The sequence below is a fragment of the Pseudomonadota bacterium genome, assembly GCA_039818985.1.
Lineage (GTDB): Bacteria > Pseudomonadota > Alphaproteobacteria > Sphingomonadales > Sphingomonadaceae > Alterisphingorhabdus.
In genome coordinates this window covers 905104-924476 of record JBCBSU010000001.1, presented here as the reverse complement: position 1 = coordinate 924476, position 19373 = coordinate 905104, and the positions used below count along the sequence as shown (strand labels likewise).

18 protein-coding genes are annotated in these 19373 nt (G+C 58.1%); 5 read left to right on the top strand and 13 right to left on the bottom strand.

Features of this window, described 5'->3' with window-relative positions:
* Positions 1-76: 76 nt before the first annotated feature.
* The 3 genes from AAFX04_04285 to AAFX04_04275 form a co-directional block, all read right to left on the bottom strand.
* Entirely contained in the window at positions 77-811 is a 735-nt protein-coding gene (locus tag AAFX04_04285; protein ID MEO1044638.1) for a hypothetical protein, read from the bottom strand.
* A gap of 211 nt (positions 812-1022) precedes the next feature.
* Positions 1023-1400 carry a DUF1801 domain-containing protein gene (locus AAFX04_04280; GenBank protein ID MEO1044637.1) on the bottom strand — a complete coding sequence of 126 codons (378 nt, stop codon included), beginning with the start codon at positions 1398-1400 and terminating at the stop codon, positions 1023-1025.
* A 311-nt stretch (positions 1401-1711) separates the two neighbouring features.
* Entirely contained in the window at positions 1712-2128 is a 417-nt protein-coding gene (locus tag AAFX04_04275) for a hydrogenase (protein ID MEO1044636.1), read from the bottom strand.
* Positions 2129-2211: 83 nt separating this feature from the next.
* Here AAFX04_04275 and AAFX04_04270 point away from each other — a divergent pair, with 83 nt between their 5' ends.
* Together AAFX04_04270 and AAFX04_04265 are read left to right on the top strand one after the other, a co-directional pair.
* Positions 2212-2805 carry a TetR/AcrR family transcriptional regulator gene (locus tag AAFX04_04270; protein MEO1044635.1) on the top strand — a complete coding sequence of 198 codons (594 nt, stop codon included), beginning with the start codon at positions 2212-2214 and terminating at the stop codon, positions 2803-2805.
* Positions 2806-3214: 409 nt separating this feature from the next.
* Positions 3215-5410, top strand: a complete 2196-nt coding sequence (locus AAFX04_04265; protein MEO1044634.1) for a M3 family metallopeptidase — start codon at positions 3215-3217, stop codon at positions 5408-5410.
* A gap of 387 nt (positions 5411-5797) precedes the next feature.
* Here AAFX04_04265 and AAFX04_04260 read toward each other — a convergent pair whose 3' ends face one another.
* Entirely contained in the window at positions 5798-6217 is a 420-nt protein-coding gene (locus AAFX04_04260) for a GNAT family N-acetyltransferase (GenBank protein MEO1044633.1), read from the bottom strand.
* Positions 6218-6263: 46 nt separating this feature from the next.
* Positions 6264-7727, bottom strand: coding sequence for an NADP-dependent isocitrate dehydrogenase (locus AAFX04_04255; GenBank protein ID MEO1044632.1), 1464 nt, complete (start codon positions 7725-7727; stop codon positions 6264-6266).
* 233 nt (positions 7728-7960) lie between these two features.
* Between AAFX04_04255 and AAFX04_04250 the strand changes: the two genes are divergently transcribed.
* Together AAFX04_04250 and AAFX04_04245 are read left to right on the top strand one after the other, a co-directional pair.
* A complete protein-coding gene (locus tag AAFX04_04250; GenBank protein MEO1044631.1) occupies positions 7961-10363 on the top strand; it encodes a M1 family aminopeptidase in 2403 nt (800 codons plus the stop codon).
* Positions 10360-10848 (top strand): DUF6702 family protein, encoded by a 489-nt coding sequence (locus AAFX04_04245; protein ID MEO1044630.1) that lies wholly within the window; start codon positions 10360-10362, stop codon positions 10846-10848. The genes AAFX04_04250 and AAFX04_04245 overlap by 4 nt, the downstream gene beginning before the upstream one ends.
* Before the next feature lie 39 nt (positions 10849-10887).
* Here AAFX04_04245 and AAFX04_04240 read toward each other — a convergent pair whose 3' ends face one another.
* From AAFX04_04240 to AAFX04_04205, 8 genes are all read right to left on the bottom strand, one after another.
* Entirely contained in the window at positions 10888-11574 is a 687-nt protein-coding gene (locus AAFX04_04240) for an N-acetylmuramoyl-L-alanine amidase (GenBank protein MEO1044629.1), read from the bottom strand.
* Between the two features lie 48 nt (positions 11575-11622).
* A complete protein-coding gene (locus AAFX04_04235; protein MEO1044628.1) occupies positions 11623-12519 on the bottom strand; it encodes a protein-glutamate O-methyltransferase CheR in 897 nt (298 codons plus the stop codon).
* Positions 12512-13648 carry a chemotaxis protein CheB gene (locus AAFX04_04230; protein MEO1044627.1) on the bottom strand — a complete coding sequence of 379 codons (1137 nt, stop codon included), beginning with the start codon at positions 13646-13648 and terminating at the stop codon, positions 12512-12514. The genes AAFX04_04235 and AAFX04_04230 overlap by 8 nt, the downstream gene beginning before the upstream one ends.
* 16 nt (positions 13649-13664) lie before the next feature.
* Complete coding sequence (locus tag AAFX04_04225; protein ID MEO1044626.1) at positions 13665-14033, bottom strand: response regulator; 369 nt, start codon at positions 14031-14033, stop codon at positions 13665-13667.
* A gap of 120 nt (positions 14034-14153) precedes the next feature.
* Positions 14154-14615 carry a chemotaxis protein CheW gene (locus tag AAFX04_04220; GenBank protein MEO1044625.1) on the bottom strand — a complete coding sequence of 154 codons (462 nt, stop codon included), beginning with the start codon at positions 14613-14615 and terminating at the stop codon, positions 14154-14156.
* Positions 14612-17080: a chemotaxis protein CheA gene (locus AAFX04_04215; GenBank protein ID MEO1044624.1), complete on the bottom strand. Its 2469-nt coding sequence runs from the start codon at positions 17078-17080 to the stop codon at positions 14612-14614. Before AAFX04_04215 ends, AAFX04_04220 begins: the two co-directional genes overlap by 4 nt.
* Positions 17081-17173: 93 nt before the next feature.
* Positions 17174-17818 (bottom strand): histidine phosphotransferase family protein, encoded by a 645-nt coding sequence (locus AAFX04_04210; protein MEO1044623.1) that lies wholly within the window; start codon positions 17816-17818, stop codon positions 17174-17176.
* Between the two features lie 110 nt (positions 17819-17928).
* Positions 17929-18333 carry a M67 family metallopeptidase gene (locus AAFX04_04205; GenBank protein MEO1044622.1) on the bottom strand — a complete coding sequence of 135 codons (405 nt, stop codon included), beginning with the start codon at positions 18331-18333 and terminating at the stop codon, positions 17929-17931.
* A 5-nt stretch (positions 18334-18338) separates the two neighbouring features.
* Between AAFX04_04205 and AAFX04_04200 the strand changes: the two genes are divergently transcribed.
* Positions 18339-19340: an RluA family pseudouridine synthase gene (locus tag AAFX04_04200; GenBank protein ID MEO1044621.1), complete on the top strand. Its 1002-nt coding sequence runs from the start codon at positions 18339-18341 to the stop codon at positions 19338-19340.
* Positions 19341-19373: the final 33 nt, after the last annotated feature.

Genomic DNA, 19373 nt, shown 5'->3' with positions numbered 1-19373 from the left:
AGCCTTGGTTGATTGTGCGTATGTTCTTGAATGCCTGATTACAATCCAAGAGCGGGATGGCGGTGGCGGCGGTAATTTATCCACTTGGTGCCGCAGCGATAGCTAGGTCAGTGCGGGCCGTCGGAGGGCCGGACTGGTGGTAGACGAGCGCCGATAGAGCGAGCCATACGGTGAACATTATCAGGTAAGGCCAGCGGCGCGGCCATAGCCAGACCACCAGCAGCGTAGCAGCTGCGGTGCCACCAAGAGCGATCAGGGCAGAGCTTGCCGCACGAGTGCCGGTACCGGTGAGCGCGGTCTGGATCGCAATGCTGGCCCATTGCGCCGGCAGAAGAGCTAGCAGCCAATCCGGCAACAAACCCGGTCGTGCAGAGGCTGTGAGGACGACAGCAGCCTCGCCGGCGACCACAAAGACGGCAATCCACCAACCTTTACCGGATGCGCTACGGGCAAACAGCGTGCCCCGCGCAGCGAAGCTAATGCCGGCGATAATGACAGCTAGCCCGGTTGATAGCGGGTGCAGCAAGGTTGGCATAGCTAGCATGCGCGCGAACAGTATGAGGCCGGCGCTGGTCAGGAGGGCAAGAAGGAGGCCAAACCACAAGCGCCCGGCAGCGGCCGCCCCAATCATACCGGCTCCCATAAGGCCTATCGCCAATATCGGGCCGCCAACCGGGGCCAGCGGAGTGGGAGCAGGCGCATTCACGAACCAGAACATGGCGATGGCAGGAGCCACAAACCCCGCCAGCGCCACCGACAGCCAAGCCATGAAAGGCCAGGTAAGGGTTTGAGCTTGCAAAAAGGATTTCATTGGACGGACACTGGTTCAAACACCCGCCATTGTCGAGCACGAAGCATCACTGTCTATCAGCTTTTGCAGGAGTGACGATGATTGAGCCGATTGCTGACCATCTGCTCCGAGCTGGTGAGCTTGACAAATCGGGCAATCAGCGCTGGCCCCACTAACCGACGGTCTGCTTATTGACGGCAGAAGCAACAAAGCCGCCTTTCAGCTCACGGCTCTAACAGTCGACAGGATTGCCCGCCTTGAAGAGCGACAGAGCTCTTTCAATGAAGGTATCGAGCCCGGGATCTTTCAAGTTTGCTGTTTTGCGGAAACGAATACAGCCTTTGCCGAGGCTAAACGCCGAGAGCAACGCGCGTTCGGGGTCGATGGTTTCGATATTGCCAACGTACAAGCTCACATAGCCGCGTTGCGCGTTCAAGTGAAACAATTCGATATCATCGGTGCCATATGCGAGCATCTTGAAATTGATACGCTCAACCAGTCCTGGTTCGCGATCGAGAATTTTGGCGCGTATCTCCAACAGATGCGCTTTACGCCAATCATCCTCCAAGGCAGCGAGATATTCGGACGGAGTGAGGACATCGTAAAGCATAAGGGAAAAGATAGCCCGGCTGCGGTCAGATCGCAAGAGCCCGGATGACTACAAGCTGGGTGCGATTGAGCAGCTCAACCGCCAACTTTCGGATTGACCACCGAGCATCTCAACCGCTCACCCTGGACTCCAATTCCGGATCATCGACAAGGCCCTAAATTCGAGAATATGGTTCGTCTCGCTTTCCGGCAGGATAGCCTAATCTTATGTGCGAACAGTCAGGCAGCATCGAAAACCGGTCATTCCGGTATCGACCCAGAGGCGGACATCCCCGCACACTCTTGCAATGCCATAAAGCGGCCATTTCTCGGCTATGGGAATAGGAAAAAGAAGCAAACCGCGACGCAGGTGAGAAGCATCGACACAGAACTTCCGAGGGTCAAGATCGAGACGGTGCGCTCCTTCGCTTTGGTGCTGCTAAAACCCTTTCCCGCAATAGGTAGCGTTTCGCTCGCGCCAAAGGATGCGGCCAAAACAAGACCAACAATCAGGATGGCGAATGATGCGATAAGCGAAATGGCTAAGGGCATCGCGGCCCAGCTAGCAATCTCAAGATGAGGCCAAAAAAGACCAAAGGCGATGAGCGCGGTTCCTGTTTGGACCGCAGTGGTATGCGCCGAAAGACCCATACGCGAATTGCGGAAATGCGGAATGACGGCGCCGATTGCTAAGCCCAGCGTAAAGATCACAAAGCCAGCTTTACCGAGAAGTAGTTCGATTGCGCCCATATTGAATTACCCCGATGACATGGTTATTTTTGACTGATGGTCAGTATTTATTGACCAACAGTCGGTAAGTCAAGTGGAGAGTAATGATGGTGCGGCAAGAAGAGCGACGATCGAGAACGAGGGCTGCCATACTGGTTGCGGCCACAAAGAAGTTTGGAAACGCTGGTTTTGCCGAAACAACCGTCGACGCCATCGCTTCTGATGCGTCCGTTGCGAAGGGCGCTGTCTACCACCACTTCCAGAATAAAGAGGAGCTGTTCGAATGTGTGTTCGAAGAGGTTTCAACGGACTTGGCGAAAACCGTCGCCTCTACAGCACAGACGGCACGAGACCCGCTCGAAAATTTAATGGACGCCACAAGGACCTATTTCCGGCTCTGTTCTGAGCCCTCCGTAAGTCGGATCACTCTTCAAGATGCCCCGAGTGTCCTCGGCTATGAACGTTGGAGAGCTTTGGACAACTTACATTTTGGAGGCGTTGTTGCCGGTGGACTGGGTCTTGCGATGCAAGCCGGGGCGATTGCATCGCAACCTATTGAGCCGCTTTCCAATATTGTTCTTGCTGCAATACAGGCAGCAGCCCTTGATTGCGCAGCGCAAGCCGACTTCGAAGCAGCAGCATCGACATATCTCAAAACGCTCGAAGGGCTTCTCGCTGGGATCGCAACTCGCGGTTAGGAGTTCATCGCGAGGGTGATGTCTACTTCCTAAATCTCGCAACCCGAAACCAGACTTTCCGCTTCCACCCCCAAAAGCTGACAATCATTGAGTTGCCGTTCCCGCCGATGATCGGTCGGTCAGCTTAGTCTGCTGTTTCGCAAAAAGCCGACTGTCTATTCACGACCCAATTGCGGACGCGGGTCTCTCGACCGGCTATCTTTCTGTGTGGCCGAGGGTTCTGCCGGAGCTTGCTTCACCGTCCCGCTGAGAGCAGGGAGCCAGGCCGACTTAGCCGAACATGTTAAACATGCGTTTATCGCTGATCGGGGAGCGTAAATGCCATTCTCCTGCCAGTGTCGAACGACGTTCGACAAACGCACGGAAAAGCACATTGACGCGCTGGCTCTTTTACGCATAACCGACAGGCATGACACATATATCCAAACCCACCCGCTTTTTTTCTTCCACGCTTCTTGCCGCATCGGCGCTGGCCTTGGTCACGAGCCTTGGCACGACCGCTTGCTCGGAAACGGGACTTCTCGCCACCAGCGGTGAGACCGAAAACTACTTCGCCTCGGCCAGCACACTCCCTTTCCAGGCGCCCGATTTCAGCAAGATCAGCGAAGACGATTATATGCCCGCCTTCGAACAGGGCATGGCGATTCAGAAAGAAGAAATCCAGGCGATCATCGATAACCCGGACGCTCCTACATTCGAAAACACGATCGTGGCCTATGAGAAATCCGGCCGCATGCTTAGCCGCGTCGCCCGTGTGTTCTTTCAACTCACCAGCGCCAACACTACCGACGGGATCGACGCGATCAACACCGAGGTGAGCCCGATCCTCTCCGAGCACGGATCCTCGATCACGCTCAACCCCGATCTTTTTGCTCGCGTGAAAGCGGTATACGAGCAGCGCGATGAGCTGGAGCTTGATCTCGAGGACGCCAAGCTGCTCGAGAAGACCTATGAAGACATGGTCAAAGCAGGCGCAGAACTGTCTGACGAGCAACGCGAACGGGTCAAAGAGATCAACTCCGAATTGGCCACTCTGACAACCGAGTTCGGCCAGACAGTCCGCAACGGAACGAATGATCAGCCGCTGGTGGTCGACACCGCCGAAGAACTGGCTGGGCTTTCCGAAAAGCAAATCGAGGCCGCCGCCGCGCTCGCGTCTGAAATGGGCATGGACGGCAAATACGCGATCGCGCTCCAGAACACGACGCAGCAGCCGCTCCTCCCTGAGCTTGAGAACCGCGCCGTGCGCGAGAAGTTCTTCAAGCTTTCCTATGCGCGCACCGACGGCACCAATGCCGCGTTCGATACCCGCATGACAGTCGCAAAAATCGCCGCATTGCGTGCCGAGAAAGCCGAGCTTTTCGGCAAGCCCGACTGGGCGAGCTATATCATGCAGGGCAATATGGCCGACACACCCAAACTCGCGCTCGATTTTATGGCGCAGATGGTGCCTGCGCTCGCTCAAACGCAGCGCCGTGAAGCCGCCGTGCTGAACGAGGCAATCGCTGAACAAGGCGGCGATCACACTGTCAAACCGTGGGACTGGTATCGCTTCGCCAACAAGGTGCGCCAGGAACGCTACAATTTCGACGAATCCGAAGTCACCGAATATCTGTTGCTCGAAAACGTGCTCGAAGACGGCGTCTTCTACATGGCGAACCAGATGTACGGCCTGACCTTTAAGCGCCGCGACGACATCCCGACCTACCACCCAGACGTGTGGGTCTATACGATCTTTGACGCGGATGGTTCAGAGCTCGCGCTGTTCTATTTCGATCCGTTCCAGCGCCCCTCCAAGCGTGGCGGTGCATGGATGAGCAGTTTTGTGCCGCAGAACTATCTCAATGATGAAAAGCCGGTGATCATCAACACGCTGAACGTGCCGAAAGCGGCCGAGGGTGAGCCGCAATTCATCAGCTGGGACTGGGTGCAGACCGCGTTCCACGAATTTGGTCACGGCCTGCACGGCATGTTCGCCGAGCAGAAATATCCGAGCCTGTCGGGCACCGCAACGCCGCGCGACTTCGTCGAATACCCGGCACAAGTACACGAAATGTGGCGCAACCAGCCCGCCGTGCTGCAAAACTATGCCAAGCATTTTAAGACCGGCGAGCCTATGCCGCTCGAACTGCTTGAGCGGATCGAAGCGGCGTTCAAGTTCAACCAGGGCTATGATTTTGGCGAGGTGATGGAAGCGGCGCTGCTCGACATGAAGTGGCACTCGCTTTCTGCCGAAGAAGCCGCCGCGATCGACACGCCTGAAAAGGTGATCGCATTTGAGAATAAGGCGCTTTCGGAGCTGGGCCTTGAAGTGGAAGTCGTGCCGCCACGTTATCGCAGCACCTATTTCAATCATATCTTCTCCAGCCCAACCGGCTATTCCTCGGGCTATTACAGCTATTTGTGGACCCAGATGCTCGACCATGACAGCCGTGACTACATTCTCGCCAATGGCGGTCTCACGCGCGAGAACGGCCAACGCCTGCGCGAGAAAGTCCTGAGCCGCGGCGGGACGATGGATTATGACGTGGTCTATCGCAATTACGCTGAGCGCGATCCGGATGTGAAATATATGCTCGCCTCGCTCGGCTTGCTGCGCGAATAAAAGATTAGCCCGAAAAAGCCAATGAGGCTGTGGAATGCCCCGTTGTCTCCGAACGGGTCCGCGTCCCCAGGCAGTCTTGCGTTCAGGTCACTGCAAAGGGCACCGCCTATTGCGACGTCCGGACCATCATTGGTCACTGTGCCGATCATGGGGTCACACCTTGAGGTCGAACTTGCCGGAGTGTCCGAGCCGCTGGCTAAGACCCGGATGGGCTGAAGACACTTGTGGGTTTGAAGGCGTGGCTCTGTCGCTTTGTCCGCTTTCACCCCCAGCAACCGACATTCACCCCTGACGGTATAAGCGGCCATTCGGTCAAGAAGAGGACGCCATAGGAAGCTGTCTTGAGTCCGCAGCTCTATTACACCCGTCGCAACAACGACGCGGCTGCTACAAATGTTTGACCAGAAAGGTCTCACGCGCGGTCTGTATGGTCGGGATTGCAATATCGCCGGTCGGAGCAAACCCCTGTTTCCTGTACCAGTTAAGCGGCTCCTGCTCATCGCTCTCGCATGAGGTCATGATTATCTGCGCGCCCTGTGACACCGCAATATCTTGCAAATGGCCCAGAAGCAGCGTCCCTATGCCGCTCCGTTGCAGCGCAGGCTCGACACGGATCATGTCCATATAGGGCACCTTGCCCCAGAACCAGCTCCACCGGACAAACCCTGCCGGCTCATGGTCGCGCTCGGCAATCAGATATTCGCCCAGACGAATACAGCGCCCGATCCAGGACTCATCGACCCATTTGTCCCGGGACATGAGCCAGGCCTTGTGGCGCTCTTCCGCGATGCAGATTGTGTCAGCCATGGCCCCGTATATCACAGCGCCATGCCATATGGGCCATCCCGATTGCTTACTGTCCCTGACCGAGCGAATAGCCCGGCTCGCCATCGAACTCGTAGAGATTTTCGGTCTTGATGACATCGATGCCCTGATCGACCAGACGGCCCAACAGATCGACGATGGCGCGCGGGGTAACCGGGGTATCGCCAGCGAACTGGAAGCGACAGCGCCAGTGATCGGTACAGAAGGTTGCCGGATTGTGCGCCGGCCAGACCTTGATGCCGCGATTGGTCAACATGGTCAGCGTTTCCGCATCCCGGATCGCCTTTCGCAGAGTTGCGGCCAGGTCTTCGGGGATTAGCGTACTCATCACGAAAATATCGACGCCGATGAGCTTGCGAGCCGCAAGGTCTGCCGATGCGGGGCGCTCATAGGGTGTGATCTGCACCGCGCTGTCTTCGCCATAAGCGACCGCAGCAAAGTGCTCCGGCGCGGAGCCGAGCCGTTCAATCACCGCATCGGCAAATTCCTGTGTGCCGAGGCGTGCCTTGGAAGTCTCTTCCTTGTAGATGTCGCCGGTGTGCAAGCCATCCTCAATGGTACGCAACCAGGCATTGTGTACTTTGCTTGCGACATCGCCCTGGCCGAGATGGTTCATCATCATCACGCCCGCGAGAATCAGGCCCGAGGGGTTGGCAATCTTCTGCCCGGCAATATCGGGCGCGGAGCCATGGATCGCCTCGAACATGGAGAGGGTCGCGCCGATATTGGCCGATGCGCCGAGGCCGACCGAGCCGGTCAGCTCGGCCGCGATGTCGGAGACAATATCGCCATAAAGATTGCTGGTCACGATCACGTCGAAATCCTGCGGCCGCGCGGCAAGGCGGGCCGAGGCAATATCGATAATCATATGATCCTGCTCAATATCGGGATATTCTGCGCCGATCTCTTCGAACACGCTCTGCATCAACCCGTCGGTCAGCTTCATGATGTTCGATTTGGTAAAACAGGTCAGCTTCCTGCGGCCATTGGCGCGGCAATAGTCAAACGCATAGCGGATGATCCGCTCGGTACCCGGACGGCTGACAAGTTTGAGCGTTTGGAACACCTCATGCGTCTGGCGATGCTCGATGCCGGCATAAAGGTCTTCCTCATTCTCGCGCACGATAACGATGTCGAGCTCGGGATGCAGAGTGGCGACCGCCGGGTGAAGTGACCGGCAAGGCCGAACATTGGCAAACAGGCCGAGTGTCTTGCGCAAGGTGACGTTGAGGCTTTTATAGCCCGAACCCAGCGGAGTCGTGATCGGGCCTTTGAACAGCGCATGGCTGCGGGCGAGATCATTCCACGTGTCCGGGCCGATGCCCGAAGTGTGTCCACTCTTGTAAAGTTCCTCACCCAGCTTGATCGGCAGCGTTTCGAAACGCGCGCCTGCGGCTTCGATGACACGCAGTGCTGCGTCGGTGATTTCAGGGCCAATTCCATCGCCCGGAGCAACGGCGACAATCGGTGTTTCCATATGTGCATCTGTCATGGGGCTGAGCGTATAGCGACTGAAACCGAACACACAACCGAATCTCGCCGATAATTCATCCGGTCTTTTGGCGGCTGACTATATCGGGAGCATGACCGATGTGCAGACCATTTGCGATTGCGATGGAAACCGCCTAAGCAGCATCATCAAGATATAAGATAACATTCGCACAGACATTCTTGCTGACATCGGAGAGCATCTTGAGGTTTATCGCCTTCATCGCCGCATTCGTCATGGCTGCACCCGCGCTGGCGCAAGGGATACAACAGACCAAGGGCGATTTCGAAGACAAGTTCCGCCAGCTTGACGAGGTTCTTCCCGACCCCAATGTCTATCGCAATGCCTCGGGCGCGCCGGGTCATCAATATTGGCAGCAACAGGCGGATTATCGCATTGCCGCCCAGCTGGATGAAAAGAAGCGCCGACTGACAGCAACAGCCAGCATTCGCTATACCAACAACTCCCCCGACACCCTGCCCTGGATCTGGATGCAGCTTGACCAGAATGTCTTCCGCAAGGATTCCATGGCGGAACTCACCAATACCTTTGGCGGGCCCGGTCGGCGTGGCCCCAGCGTTACCGCACCCAATGGCGACAAACCCGCGAAACTCTCGATTGAAGAACTACGTCGCCAGCAGTCCATGGCGGATAACGATTTTGGCTATGATATCGGCTCGGTCCGGTTATCCGACGGAACCGCCCTGAAATATACCATTGTCGGCACGCTGATGCGGATCGATCTCCCAACCGTGCTCGCGCCCGGGCAAAGCGTCGAGTTCGAGATCGACTGGGCCTATAATATCGTCGAGGAAAACTCGGTCTATGCACGTTCGGGCTATGAGCATTTCCCCGATGATCCGCGTCCCGGCGGCAATGATATCTTCCTGCTCGCCCAATGGTTCCCGCGTCTGGTCGCCTATTCGGACTATGAAGGCTGGCACAATAAGGAGTTTCTCGGCCGCGGCGAATTTACGCTGGAATTCGGCAATTATGATGTGACGATGACGGTGCCCGACGATCATATCGTCGCCTCGACCGGCGTGTTGAATAACCCGGAAGAGGTTCTGACAGCGACCCAGCGCCAGCGGCTTGCGGCTGCGCGCACCGCTGGTGAGCCGATGTTTATTGTTACCCCGCAGGAAGCCGCCGCCAATGAGCGTACCGGACCTTCCGGTACCAGGACCTGGCGCTTCAGCGCGGAAAATGTCCGCGATTTTGCCTGGGCCTCCAGCCGCAAATTCATGTGGGATGCACAGGGGCATCAACAGCCCGGTGCCGAAAACGAAACTGTCATGGCGATGTCCTTCTGGCCCAAGGAAGGCGGCGAGCTATGGCGCAAATATTCCACCGCTGCCGTGGTTCACACGATGAAGGTCTATTCGCGTTTCAGCTTTGATTATCCCTATCCCACGGCGCAATCGGTCAATGGCCCGGTCGGCGGCATGGAATATCCGATGATCACCTTTAACGGGCCACGCACGACGCTGAACGATGATGGCACGCGCACCTATTCGCTGTCGGAAAAGGTCTATCTGGTCGGCGTGGTGATCCACGAAATCGGCCACATTTATTTCCCGATGACGGTCAATTCGGACGAGCGGCAATGGACCTGGATGGATGAAGGCATCAACTCTTTCCTCGACTCCGTCGCCGGTTATGAATGGGATCCGGACATGCCTTGGGGCCGCAGCATCGCGCGTGACCTTATCCCCTATATGACCTCCGATCAGCAGGTGCCGATCATGACACAATCGGACAGTGTGCTGAACCTCGGCCCCAATGCCTATGGCAAACCTTCGGCCGCCTATCACATTTTGCGCGATACAGTCATCGGGCGCGAGCGCTTTGATTTTGCGCTGAGGGAATATGCCCGCCGCTGGAAGCACAAACGGCCGACTCCAGCCGATTTCTTCCGTACCATGGAAGAAGCCTCGGGCACCGATCTCGACTGGTTCTGGCGCGGCTGGTTCTACACCACCGATCATGTCGACATATCGCTAGACACCATCCACAAGTTGCGTATCGACACTGAAGACCCGGATATCGATCTGCCACGCCGCCGTCAGGAACTGGCGGATGAGCCGGAGAAAGTCGGCGTCCGCCAGAACCGCGAACAGCGCCTGCCGATCTGGGTATTGGAAAATCCGGGTGTAACCGACTTCTACGACAAAAATGACCGGTTCACCGTCACGCCCAAGGATCGCAAGGATTATAGCAAATTTCTTGAATCGCTCGATGAAGCCTGGATGCGCACTGCCTTTGACCGCGCGGTCAGGGAAGATGCCAATTATTATGTGCTGAGCTTTTCCAACAAGGGCGGGCTGGTCATGCCCATCATCCTCGGCCTGACCTTCGCTGATGGCAGCAGTGAGAAGATCACGATCCCGGCGGAAATCTGGCGTCGCGATTCGCGTCACGTCAAGAAGCTGCTGGTCTTTCCCAAAGGCAAGGAGCTGACCCAGGTTGTTGTCGATCCCGATTGGGAAACGGCGGACGCGGATATTGAGAATAATCACTATCCGCGACGCATTATCCCCAGCCGGGTCGAGGCGTTCAAGTCGCCCGATCCCAAATCACGCACCGGACGTGACCTGATGGCCGAGACACAGGGATCGAAAAAGAGCTCCAAAAAATGACGCGACTGCTGATCGTGATAACCGCGCTGCTGCTGGCTGTGCCGGTGGCGGCGCACAAGCAGAAAATCACCATCTCAACGGTGTCGCATAATCCGCGCACAGAGATGTTGGAGGTGGTGCATCGCGTGCCGCTGCATGACGCCGAGCATGCGCTCGAAGCACAGGGCAGGAAGGCGCCCGATATCATCACCGATATCGAAAGCCGTCGTGCCTTTGCCAATTATGTTGCCGAGAATTTCTCGATCAGCAGCGAGGGTGAAGTGATTGCGCTCACGCTATTGGGAACAGAGATTGAAGGCGGCAATCTGATTGTCCTTCAGGAGGGCTCTTCACCAGGACGTGGGGCAGAGTTGCTGGTGCGCGCGCAAATTCTCTCCAACATATGGTCGCGGCAGGAAAACCGGGTCAATCTGGGATCAGGCACCAGCGTAAACACGCTGATATTCCGCGCCGGAGACTCAGCGAAAAGCGCTGTTCTGCCTTGAACGGTCTGCCTGGGCAAATGTCAGACCATTAGCCGCCTCTCAATACTCCTCAACCAGCAGCGCAAACAATAACGCCCGGCATTCGCCGTCAATCACCCCGTCGACATTATCCTGCCGGAAACGTCGTTGAAAGGCGCGCACTGCGGCTGGGCCATCGGCGATGGCATAGCCGAAACGCTCCAGAGCCAGCAGGAAGGCACCGTCGCTCCAATAGGGATCAACCAGCCGCGCATCGGGTTTGGGTACCACGAGTTTGAGCCGCGCCAGCCGTTCCCAGTCGAACAGTTCGCCCGGGTCTTCCTTGCGCGCCGGGGCGATGTCGCTGTGACCGACGACATTGATCGGTTTGATGGCGTATCGCTGGACGCAATCGGCGACGAGGTCGCAAACCGTCTGCATCTGCGCTTCGGGGAACGGGCGATAGCCGAATTCATGGCCCGGATTGACGATCTCTACGCCGATGCTGGCGCTGTTGACGTCATGTATGCCGCGCCACCATGAGCGCCCGGCATGCCAGGCGCGCTTGTCCTCATCGACCATCGCGATAAGCTGGCCATCTTCCTCAACAACATAGTGCGAAGAAACCTTCGATTCCGGATTGGCCAGCCAGTTGATCGCTGACGGGCCATCCTCCATGCCGGTATAATGCAGCACCAGCATCGAGATCGGCAGGCTGCGCTCGTCATAATTGGGCGATGGTGTCGCAATCGTTTTGAGACTGGTCACGGCGATATGAGCATCCTGATTGCTGCGAATGCCCAAGGTGTATGGACATCAGCCGCGCATGGCAAGCGGCTGGTCACCCGCACCGGCTTGCCTGGGCTGGCGCTGATAGCAGCCGCGAAACTGCGAACTGACGCGAAATGCGGTGTCATGCCCGATTACCGTTTCCGCCGCGCCGAGCACCAATATACCGTCATCGCGTACCCCTGACGCCAGCCGGGCATAAGCACGGTGCCGCGCTTCGGGCGAGAAATACATCAGCACATTGCGACACAATAGCAAATCGAATGCGTCCTGTCCGGGGACACGTTGCAGCAGATTTTCCTGACGGAACGAAACCATATCACGAATGTTCTGCTGCAAGCGCCAGCTAGTCCCTTCCTGGCGGAAATAACGCAACATGCGCTCCGCCGACAGGCCGCGCTGAATTTCGAACTGGGTGTAGAGCGCCTCCTCAGCGCGGGCGATAGCATGGTGCGAGATATCACTGGCGACAATTTCTATCGTCCAGCCTTTCCAGCGGTGCCTGACTTCGTCGAGCAGAATCGCCAGCGAATATGGCTCCTGCCCGGTGGAGCAGCCAGCGCACCAGATACGCAAATGCCGCTCGCGCGCATTGCGTGCGGCGATATGGTCGAGCACCTGCTGCTGCAACAGGGCGAACAGGGCTACATCGCGGAAAAAACTGCTCTCATTGTTGAGCATCGCTTCGACAATGTCGCGAACCAGACTGTCGCTTTCCACCCCGAGCAACACTGCAGTCAGAGCATCGAGGTCAGGAATATTGTGCTGGCGCAACACCGGTTTGAGTGATGTCTCGATACGCCAGAAGCGATTGGGGGCGATCACCTGCCCGGTCCGCGCTTCGAGCAGGCTGGCAAGCACCTTGGCTGCGGGATGGGGTGGATTGTCGTCTGCGGAGGGCAGCATATTGTCCATGTCAGACATTGTTGCGCCTCCGTGTCTCGGCGGCAGCGGCAATTGCATCGCGATAGGTGGCGGCAATGTGCGCGGCTATCTGTCGCGGCGGCAATATTGCCGAGGCGATGCCGGCGCGGGCGACGACACCGGGCATACCCCAGACAACACTGGTCGCCGGATCCTGGGCATATACCCTGCCACCGGCATCGGCTATTTGCTCGACGCCGAGCAGACCGTCCCGTCCCATGCCGCTCAGGATGATGGCCACCGCCGCCTTGCCATAGCGTTTGGCGACAGAGGCCAGCATCGGGTCAACTGCAGGCATATAGCGCCCTGCTTCATCCTCGGTAATGGCGAAACAGGCGCCTGAACGGCCGGGTGCGATCTGCATATGGCCGTTGCCTGGCGCGACATAGATGCTGTCCCGCTGTACCGGCATGCCCTGCTCTGCCAGCCATACCCGGCGCGGCGTATTCTCCGCAAGCTGGCGCACCAGAAACGGCAAAAACGCCGCCGGCAGATGCTGGGTCAGCAGGATCGGCGCGCGGATATCGTCGTCGATCTCGGCGATGAATTCGAGCATCGCCGGTATGCCGCCGGTCGATGACCCGATGGCGATACAGTCGAGTGTTCCGCCGGGATCATCATATTCGCGTATCACCACCGGCTCGGCCGGGATCAGCTCGCGCGCAACCGAACGGCCGAGTGAAGTCAGTTTCTCGAGCAGAATCTCGCCGAACTGTCCGGCAAAACTGCTGCGCCCTGGCTTGGCCAATGTGTCGCAGGCACCGATGCTGAGCGCGCGAACCGCCGCAGCGCCGCCAGGCTCGGCCCGTGACGAAAGCACCAATATCCGCGCTTCGGAAAGCGCCAGCAATTCCGGCATGGCATCGAGCCCGTTGCCACAGGGCATCTCGATATCGAGGACAATAATATCGACGCTGTCGCGCTGGAGATATTCGAGCGCCGGTCCGGCGCCGGCGAAGGAAGCAACAACATCGAACTGCGGATGCGCTGAAATCACCCGGTCGAGAATCGAGCGCACAACCGAGCTGTCATCGATCAACATCACCCGGGTTGATTCAACCGCCTTCCAGTTGCGCCGGGATGGCCGGACCGAAGATGATGGCGGATGTGCGGCGACGCCGTGTGTCATCACATGCTCCGCTATGTCAGTTGGCGACTGCAGCAAGCTGCAGCTTGGACTCCAGTGTTTCCCGGTCAAAGGGTTTCATGACATATTCATTGGCTCCGGCGCTAAGTGCCGCTTCGATATGGTTGCGGCCATTTTCGGTGGTACAGAAAACCACCTTGGGGCCGTCGCCATTCTCTTCCTGGCGCAGCGCGCGAAGGAAATCCATGCCCGACATCACCGGCATGTTCCAGTCGAGCAAGATCACATCGGGCATGCTCTCGCGGCAGTGATGCAGGGCCTTCTGGCCGTCCTCGGCCTCATCGACATGATAGCCGAGTGTTTCGAGAATATGGCGGGCTACCTTGCGGATAACCTTGCTGTCATCGACAACCAGACAGTTTTTCATGCTTGCATTCCCTGTTCATGCACCCGGACGGTTTGCCATGGAAATACACCCCAATAGTAAGGATCGGCTTAACGAGCGACCACATGTATCGCGATGTTACCTGCCTGTGCTTTCGGCGATTCAGGCGGCAAGTCCTGCTGCAGCGGATGGCGGCGGATTGACGGCATTGGCGACATCCAGCACCAGCAATGACCGGGCAGCTTCAATGGCATCATCGACATGCAGCATGGTGTCGCCCAGCATGTCCCAGCCACGGCCCACTCCGCCGGTCGCAGCCACCGGATCGCTGTCTATGGTGAGGATATCGTCAACGGCATCGACCAGCAGGCCATAATGATGATTGTCTATGGTGACGACGATGGCGAGGCTGGTATCGGCAATATCGCCTTTGCTGCCATGGATAAACCAGGCGCAGTCGACAATGGTGAGTACCCGGCTGCGCAAGGCAAACAGCCCCGCTATATGCGGCGATACCGCCGGGACCGGCACGATATCCGATATCTTCACCACACTTTCGACACAGGCGGCGGGAATGGCGATATCGCGGCCGGCAAGCCGTGCCCTGAGATAGAGATTGTTCACGCTGTGGTCCCTCCCCCGTCGTCACCGGCTGACGATCTCCGGTTCGCTTGCAGCGCGCCGATCAGGCCGATACGGTCATAACGATAGATGCTGTTCGATCCCGGTTCTGCCTCAGGCTGCTGTCTCAGGCGGATGACATTGTCCTTGCCGGCCAGATCATCTGCGGCCTGGTCCGATATAACCACGACATCGGCGCGGTCAGCGGCGCTGCGGTCATGGCTGACATCATAGCCGGCGCTGATGATCAGCGGCTCGAGCATACGGCGGGTCCAGCCATCGTCGCTGTCATCGAGCACACAAAGCGGGCGTCTGCCGGCAAGCACCGGCCCGGCACTACCGGCATATTGGCTGAACAGCCCATAGCCATCGACAATCTCGACCTGCTCGCCATCGATGACAATCACCCCGGTAATGCAGGCATCATCGGCATCTGCCACTGTTCCACTGGCCAGCGAGCCGCTGCTGGTGCGGTGAATATCGGCAATATCGTCAATGGCATAGAACAGGGTGGTAATCCCGTCGCTGAGTTGCAGCAATTTGATCTGACCTCTCTGGGGTGGACGATCAATGCCGAAAACGGGATAGGTCTGTTCGCCCTTGGTCAGCCGCAACTGGCCAGCGGAAAAGGCCAACGCATCGACCGGGAAATCCTCGACCCGCTCGATAATGTCGAGCGCCAGTGCCCGTCGCCGCCGCTGGCAATCGCGGAACACCAGCATCGACAGCCGTGTCTCGTCCCCCCTGTCACCGATGTCCTCGCCGTCATGGCGGGTATCAGCAGCAGCAATCTGGCCGGCATATTGGGTAATGCCAACCTTCTCGCCGATCCCGGCGGGATCGAGCAGCAGCATCGGGCGGCCATTGTCGGGAAGCGTGGTGCCGGCAAAGATATTGGTGGTCATGATCGCCGGGGCACCCGGTCGAACGACCAGATCCTCATGATCGGTGACGCTGTCGACTGCCAGCACATAGCGCGAGGCGATATGCGCATCGATAACGATCAGTACGGTATCGACGCTGTCAGCAGCACTAAGTGCAGCCTGCTGCTCGCCGAAAACCTGCCCGAGCCTGACCACCGGCAGATGTTCGCCCCGGATGACCGCAAAATCGGCATCGCCGACATGATCGATCCGTACCTGCTGATTGACCGGCGAGGTGATTTCGCGCACCGCAGATTGCGGCAGGGCGAAGCGATGACCCCCGCTCTCGAATATCAGGCAGGAAATAATCGTCAGCGTTAGCGGTACGCGGATTACCACCTTCAGCCCTTGGCCGGGGCGATTCTGAAGATCAATCGCGCCGCCAACCCGTTCGATATTGGCGCGCACTACATCCATGCCGACACCGCGACCGGAAATCGCGGTCACCTTTTCGGCAGTGCTGATACCAGGCGCGAAAATCAGATTGAGCAGATCATTCTCGCTCATCGCGTTTATTTCGGCGCGATCATATATGCGCGCGGCAATCGCCTTTTCACCCAGATGCCCGGTGTCGATCCCGGCACCGTCATCATTGATGGTGATCAGTACCTGGTTACCCGATTGCGAAGCGCTGATTTCCAGCCGCCCGGCAGAGGGTTTGCCCGCCTGTTCACGGGTATCGGGTGTTTCGAGGCCATGATCGATGGCGTTACGGATGATGTGAACCAGCGGATCGCGGATCATTTCGATCAGTTCGCGGTCAAGCTCGACGTCCTGGCCACTGCAAAAGAGTTCGACCTGCTTGCCCAAATCCTTGCCGAGATCGCGCACGATACGCGGCAGCGGCGCAAAGATGCTGTCCATGCGCTGCATCCGGGTGCGACCGATACTGTCGCGCAGGTCACCGACACAGGCCGACAGTCGTTCAAACGCGCTGTCGAGGCCAGGGGCATCTTCCATTTCGCGGATCTGGCGAGCCACTTCATTGCGAGCCAGCACCATGTCCGAAACGCTGTTCATCATCTGGTCGAGCAGCGACAGCGGCACGCGGATGGTGCGCAATTGCTGCTCTGAACGGGCTGGATGGGTGGCGTCGCCGGTGTCGGGCTGCACCGCATCATGCTTGCGCCGGTCATCACGCTGCGCGGCAATATCATTATCATCCGATGTTGCGTCCCAGGCGATATGCAGCGCCTGAATGCGGTCGACATCGTCGCCATGATCGAGCGGCAACCCGTTTTCCAGCGCCACAATCAGTTCAGCAATACGATCAACCAGTGCCAATATTGCCGAGACAAGCTGTGATGTGATCGGACGTCTGGTTTCACGCAGCATCGCCAGCACATTTTCCGCCTCATGCGCCAGCCGCTCGAAACGCGGCAGCGACAGGAAGCCGGCACTGCCTTTCACGGTATGGAAAAAGCGGAAAATCGCATCCAGATGCTCGCCATGATCGGGTTCGCTTTCCCAGGCGACAAGCTCGCTGCTGAGAGCGTCGAGTGTCTCGCGCGTCTCCGAAATAAATTCCTGCTGCAGATCGTCCATGGTTCCACCCGGCAATTGGCGTCACACCATTTGCCGCGATCATGGTTAAAATATCTTTAAGCGCGGGCACGCTTAGCGCAGGGGATCAGCGCTTTACGCCGCCATCATCGCACCGAGAACCAGGCTGTCATCCTGCAGCGCCACCTGCACCGCGCCATCATGCTCCTCGGCGATGGCGCGTGACAGATAAGCAGCGGCGGTTCGTGGATTCAGCTCTTCCTCGTCACTGCCTTCACCGCCGGCCAGCATCGCGAGGATATGGCTGTCCGCGGCGATCTTCTGGCCGTTGGCGCGCACCACTATCTCGATGCGTCCGGCGCTTTCCTCGGCAGCGACCGCCAGATCACCACCACGCACCAGCGCCTCATTGGCGATCAGCACCAGGTTGAGCAGCAATTTTATCGCCGCCTTGGGCAATGTCTCCGCTGCGACATCCCATTGCAGCGAGGTCGAGGACTTGCCTGCAATCAGACCTATGATCAGCTGGTGCGCCTCATTGACATCGACGTGATCGTCAAAGCCGCCAGCCGCGCCAAAGGCAAGACGATAATATTTCAGCTTCTGCGCTGCGGCACGGGCACTGTCCTCGAGAAGGTCGATGCAGCGGCGGCGCATTTCGGGATCGGTCTCGTCGGCCAGCAGCTCGAGGCCGTTGTTGAGCGCACCTACCGGGCTGAGCAGGTCATGGCACAGGCGTGAACATAACAGGCTGGCAAGATTGGTTTCCGATACGGGCATAGCTGGTCCCTGTTGCAAAGCCGAAACCGGTGCGAGATGCATCCGGCTATTGTGTCATTTGACGATTTCCGCGCATCGGCGCAAGACAGTTATCGGTCCCTATCCGCCCTTTATGCCTTTGTAACCGGCATGAAGGCCACCAAGCCGTTATTATCTTGGTCCGCTACGGCTTTCCAGAACCGTACATCGCCATTGGCGATGATCGCCCATATCCGGTCATCGGGGAGTGCCTGAGCCCGGTCACACGGTGACGGCCCGGTGCGGCCATTTGGGTGCGAATGATAATAGCCGACAATATCCGCGTCGCCCGCACGTGCTGTCCGCTGCGCCTGTACCAGTACCGCAGGATCGATCAGAAAGGCGGTCTCCGACGTTTCATGAACATTGCGTGCCGGCAGGATCGCCGAAATGCTGTCGCCACTGCCAAGCAGCAGGCCGCAGCACTCCATCGGTGCCGCCGCCTCAGCCTCGCGCACCATCGCGGCGCATAGCTCGCTTGTTATTGTCAGGGTCATCGGCCATGAGCGTAGCGATGCAGGACAGCCATTCCAATCATGATCATGCCGGTATTGATGCGGCAGGCACCGTCCATACAGGCCGTTTTGGCACGGAACATATCGGACAGCGGGTCGACCAGCTGTTGCCGCTGCTCCATCCGGAACTGTCGCGGGCACGGGCCCAAAAGCTGATCCAGGCCGGGCGGCTTTCGATTGCAGGAAACACCATTACACAGGCATCGCATATAGTCCGCGCCGAGCAGGCTTATGCGCTGACCATACCTGAAGCCGCACCGCTTGATGTCCGGCCCGAGGCAATTGCGCTCGACATTATCCATGAGGATGCGGCGCTGGTGGTGGTCGACAAGCCCGCCGGCATGGTGGTCCACCCTGCCCCTGGTCATGAAAGCGGCACATTGGTCAATGCCCTGCTGTACCATTGTCACGGCTCGCTCTCGGGCATAGGCGGGGTGGCGCGTCCCGGCATCGTGCACCGCATCGATAAGGACACATCGGGATTGCTCGTCATCGCCAAGACCGACGTCGCGCATCAGGCGTTGGCAGCGCAATTTGCCGATCATTCCATCAGCCGCCACTATGCCGCCATTGTCAGCGGCATACCGGTACCCCCCAGTGGCACCATCAGCGGCAATATCGGCCGCTCGCCGCATGACCGGAAGAAGATGGCGATGGTCGCTAATGGCAAGGGCAAGCCGGCAACAACCCATTATCAGCTGATAGAGCCATTCGACAGCGCTGCGCTGGTTCGCTGCACACTGGAGACCGGACGCACCCATCAGGTGCGGGTACACATGACCTCACGCGGCCATCCACTAATCGGTGACCCCGTCTATGGGCGTGTTGGAAGAAAGCTTAACAAGCTATTGAGGAATATAGATTTCGGTCGACAGGCCTTGCATGCCGAACATCTGGGTTTTATACACCCGACAAGCCAGAAGCCGGTAGCATTTTCCAGCGACTTTCCTGACGATTTCAGGGAACTTTTGGCGCATTTAGCCGTTTAATATTTGAGTTCATACTCTGATCGAAACGTGGGC

Bases quoted from the DNA above. Each gene is read 5' to 3' on its own strand.
- AAFX04_04285 (MEO1044638.1), bottom strand. From the start codon at position 811: ATGAAATCCTTTTTGCAAGCTCAAACCCTTACCTGGCCTTTCATGGCT.
- AAFX04_04280 (MEO1044637.1), bottom strand. From the start codon at position 1,400: ATGCTTTACGATGTCCTCACTCCGTCCGAATATCTCGCTGCCTTGGAG.
- AAFX04_04275 (MEO1044636.1), bottom strand. From the start codon at position 2,128: ATGGGCGCAATCGAACTACTTCTCGGTAAAGCTGGCTTTGTGATCTTT.
- AAFX04_04270 (MEO1044635.1), top strand. From the start codon at position 2,212: ATGATGGTGCGGCAAGAAGAGCGACGATCGAGAACGAGGGCTGCCATA.
- AAFX04_04265 (MEO1044634.1), top strand. From the start codon at position 3,215: ATGACACATATATCCAAACCCACCCGCTTTTTTTCTTCCACGCTTCTT.
- AAFX04_04260 (MEO1044633.1), bottom strand. From the start codon at position 6,217: ATGGCTGACACAATCTGCATCGCGGAAGAGCGCCACAAGGCCTGGCTC.
- AAFX04_04255 (MEO1044632.1), bottom strand. From the start codon at position 7,727: ATGACAGATGCACATATGGAAACACCGATTGTCGCCGTTGCTCCGGGC.
- AAFX04_04250 (MEO1044631.1), top strand. From the start codon at position 7,961: ATGGCTGCACCCGCGCTGGCGCAAGGGATACAACAGACCAAGGGCGAT.
- AAFX04_04245 (MEO1044630.1), top strand. From the start codon at position 10,360: ATGACGCGACTGCTGATCGTGATAACCGCGCTGCTGCTGGCTGTGCCG.
- AAFX04_04235 (MEO1044628.1), bottom strand. From the start codon at position 12,519: ATGTCTGACATGGACAATATGCTGCCCTCCGCAGACGACAATCCACCC.
- AAFX04_04230 (MEO1044627.1), bottom strand. From the start codon at position 13,648: ATGACACACGGCGTCGCCGCACATCCGCCATCATCTTCGGTCCGGCCA.
- AAFX04_04225 (MEO1044626.1), bottom strand. From the start codon at position 14,033: ATGAAAAACTGTCTGGTTGTCGATGACAGCAAGGTTATCCGCAAGGTA.
- AAFX04_04215 (MEO1044624.1), bottom strand. From the start codon at position 17,080: ATGGACGATCTGCAGCAGGAATTTATTTCGGAGACGCGCGAGACACTC.
- AAFX04_04210 (MEO1044623.1), bottom strand. From the start codon at position 17,818: ATGCCCGTATCGGAAACCAATCTTGCCAGCCTGTTATGTTCACGCCTG.
- AAFX04_04205 (MEO1044622.1), bottom strand. From the start codon at position 18,333: ATGACCCTGACAATAACAAGCGAGCTATGCGCCGCGATGGTGCGCGAG.
- AAFX04_04200 (MEO1044621.1), top strand. From the start codon at position 18,339: ATGAGCGTAGCGATGCAGGACAGCCATTCCAATCATGATCATGCCGGT.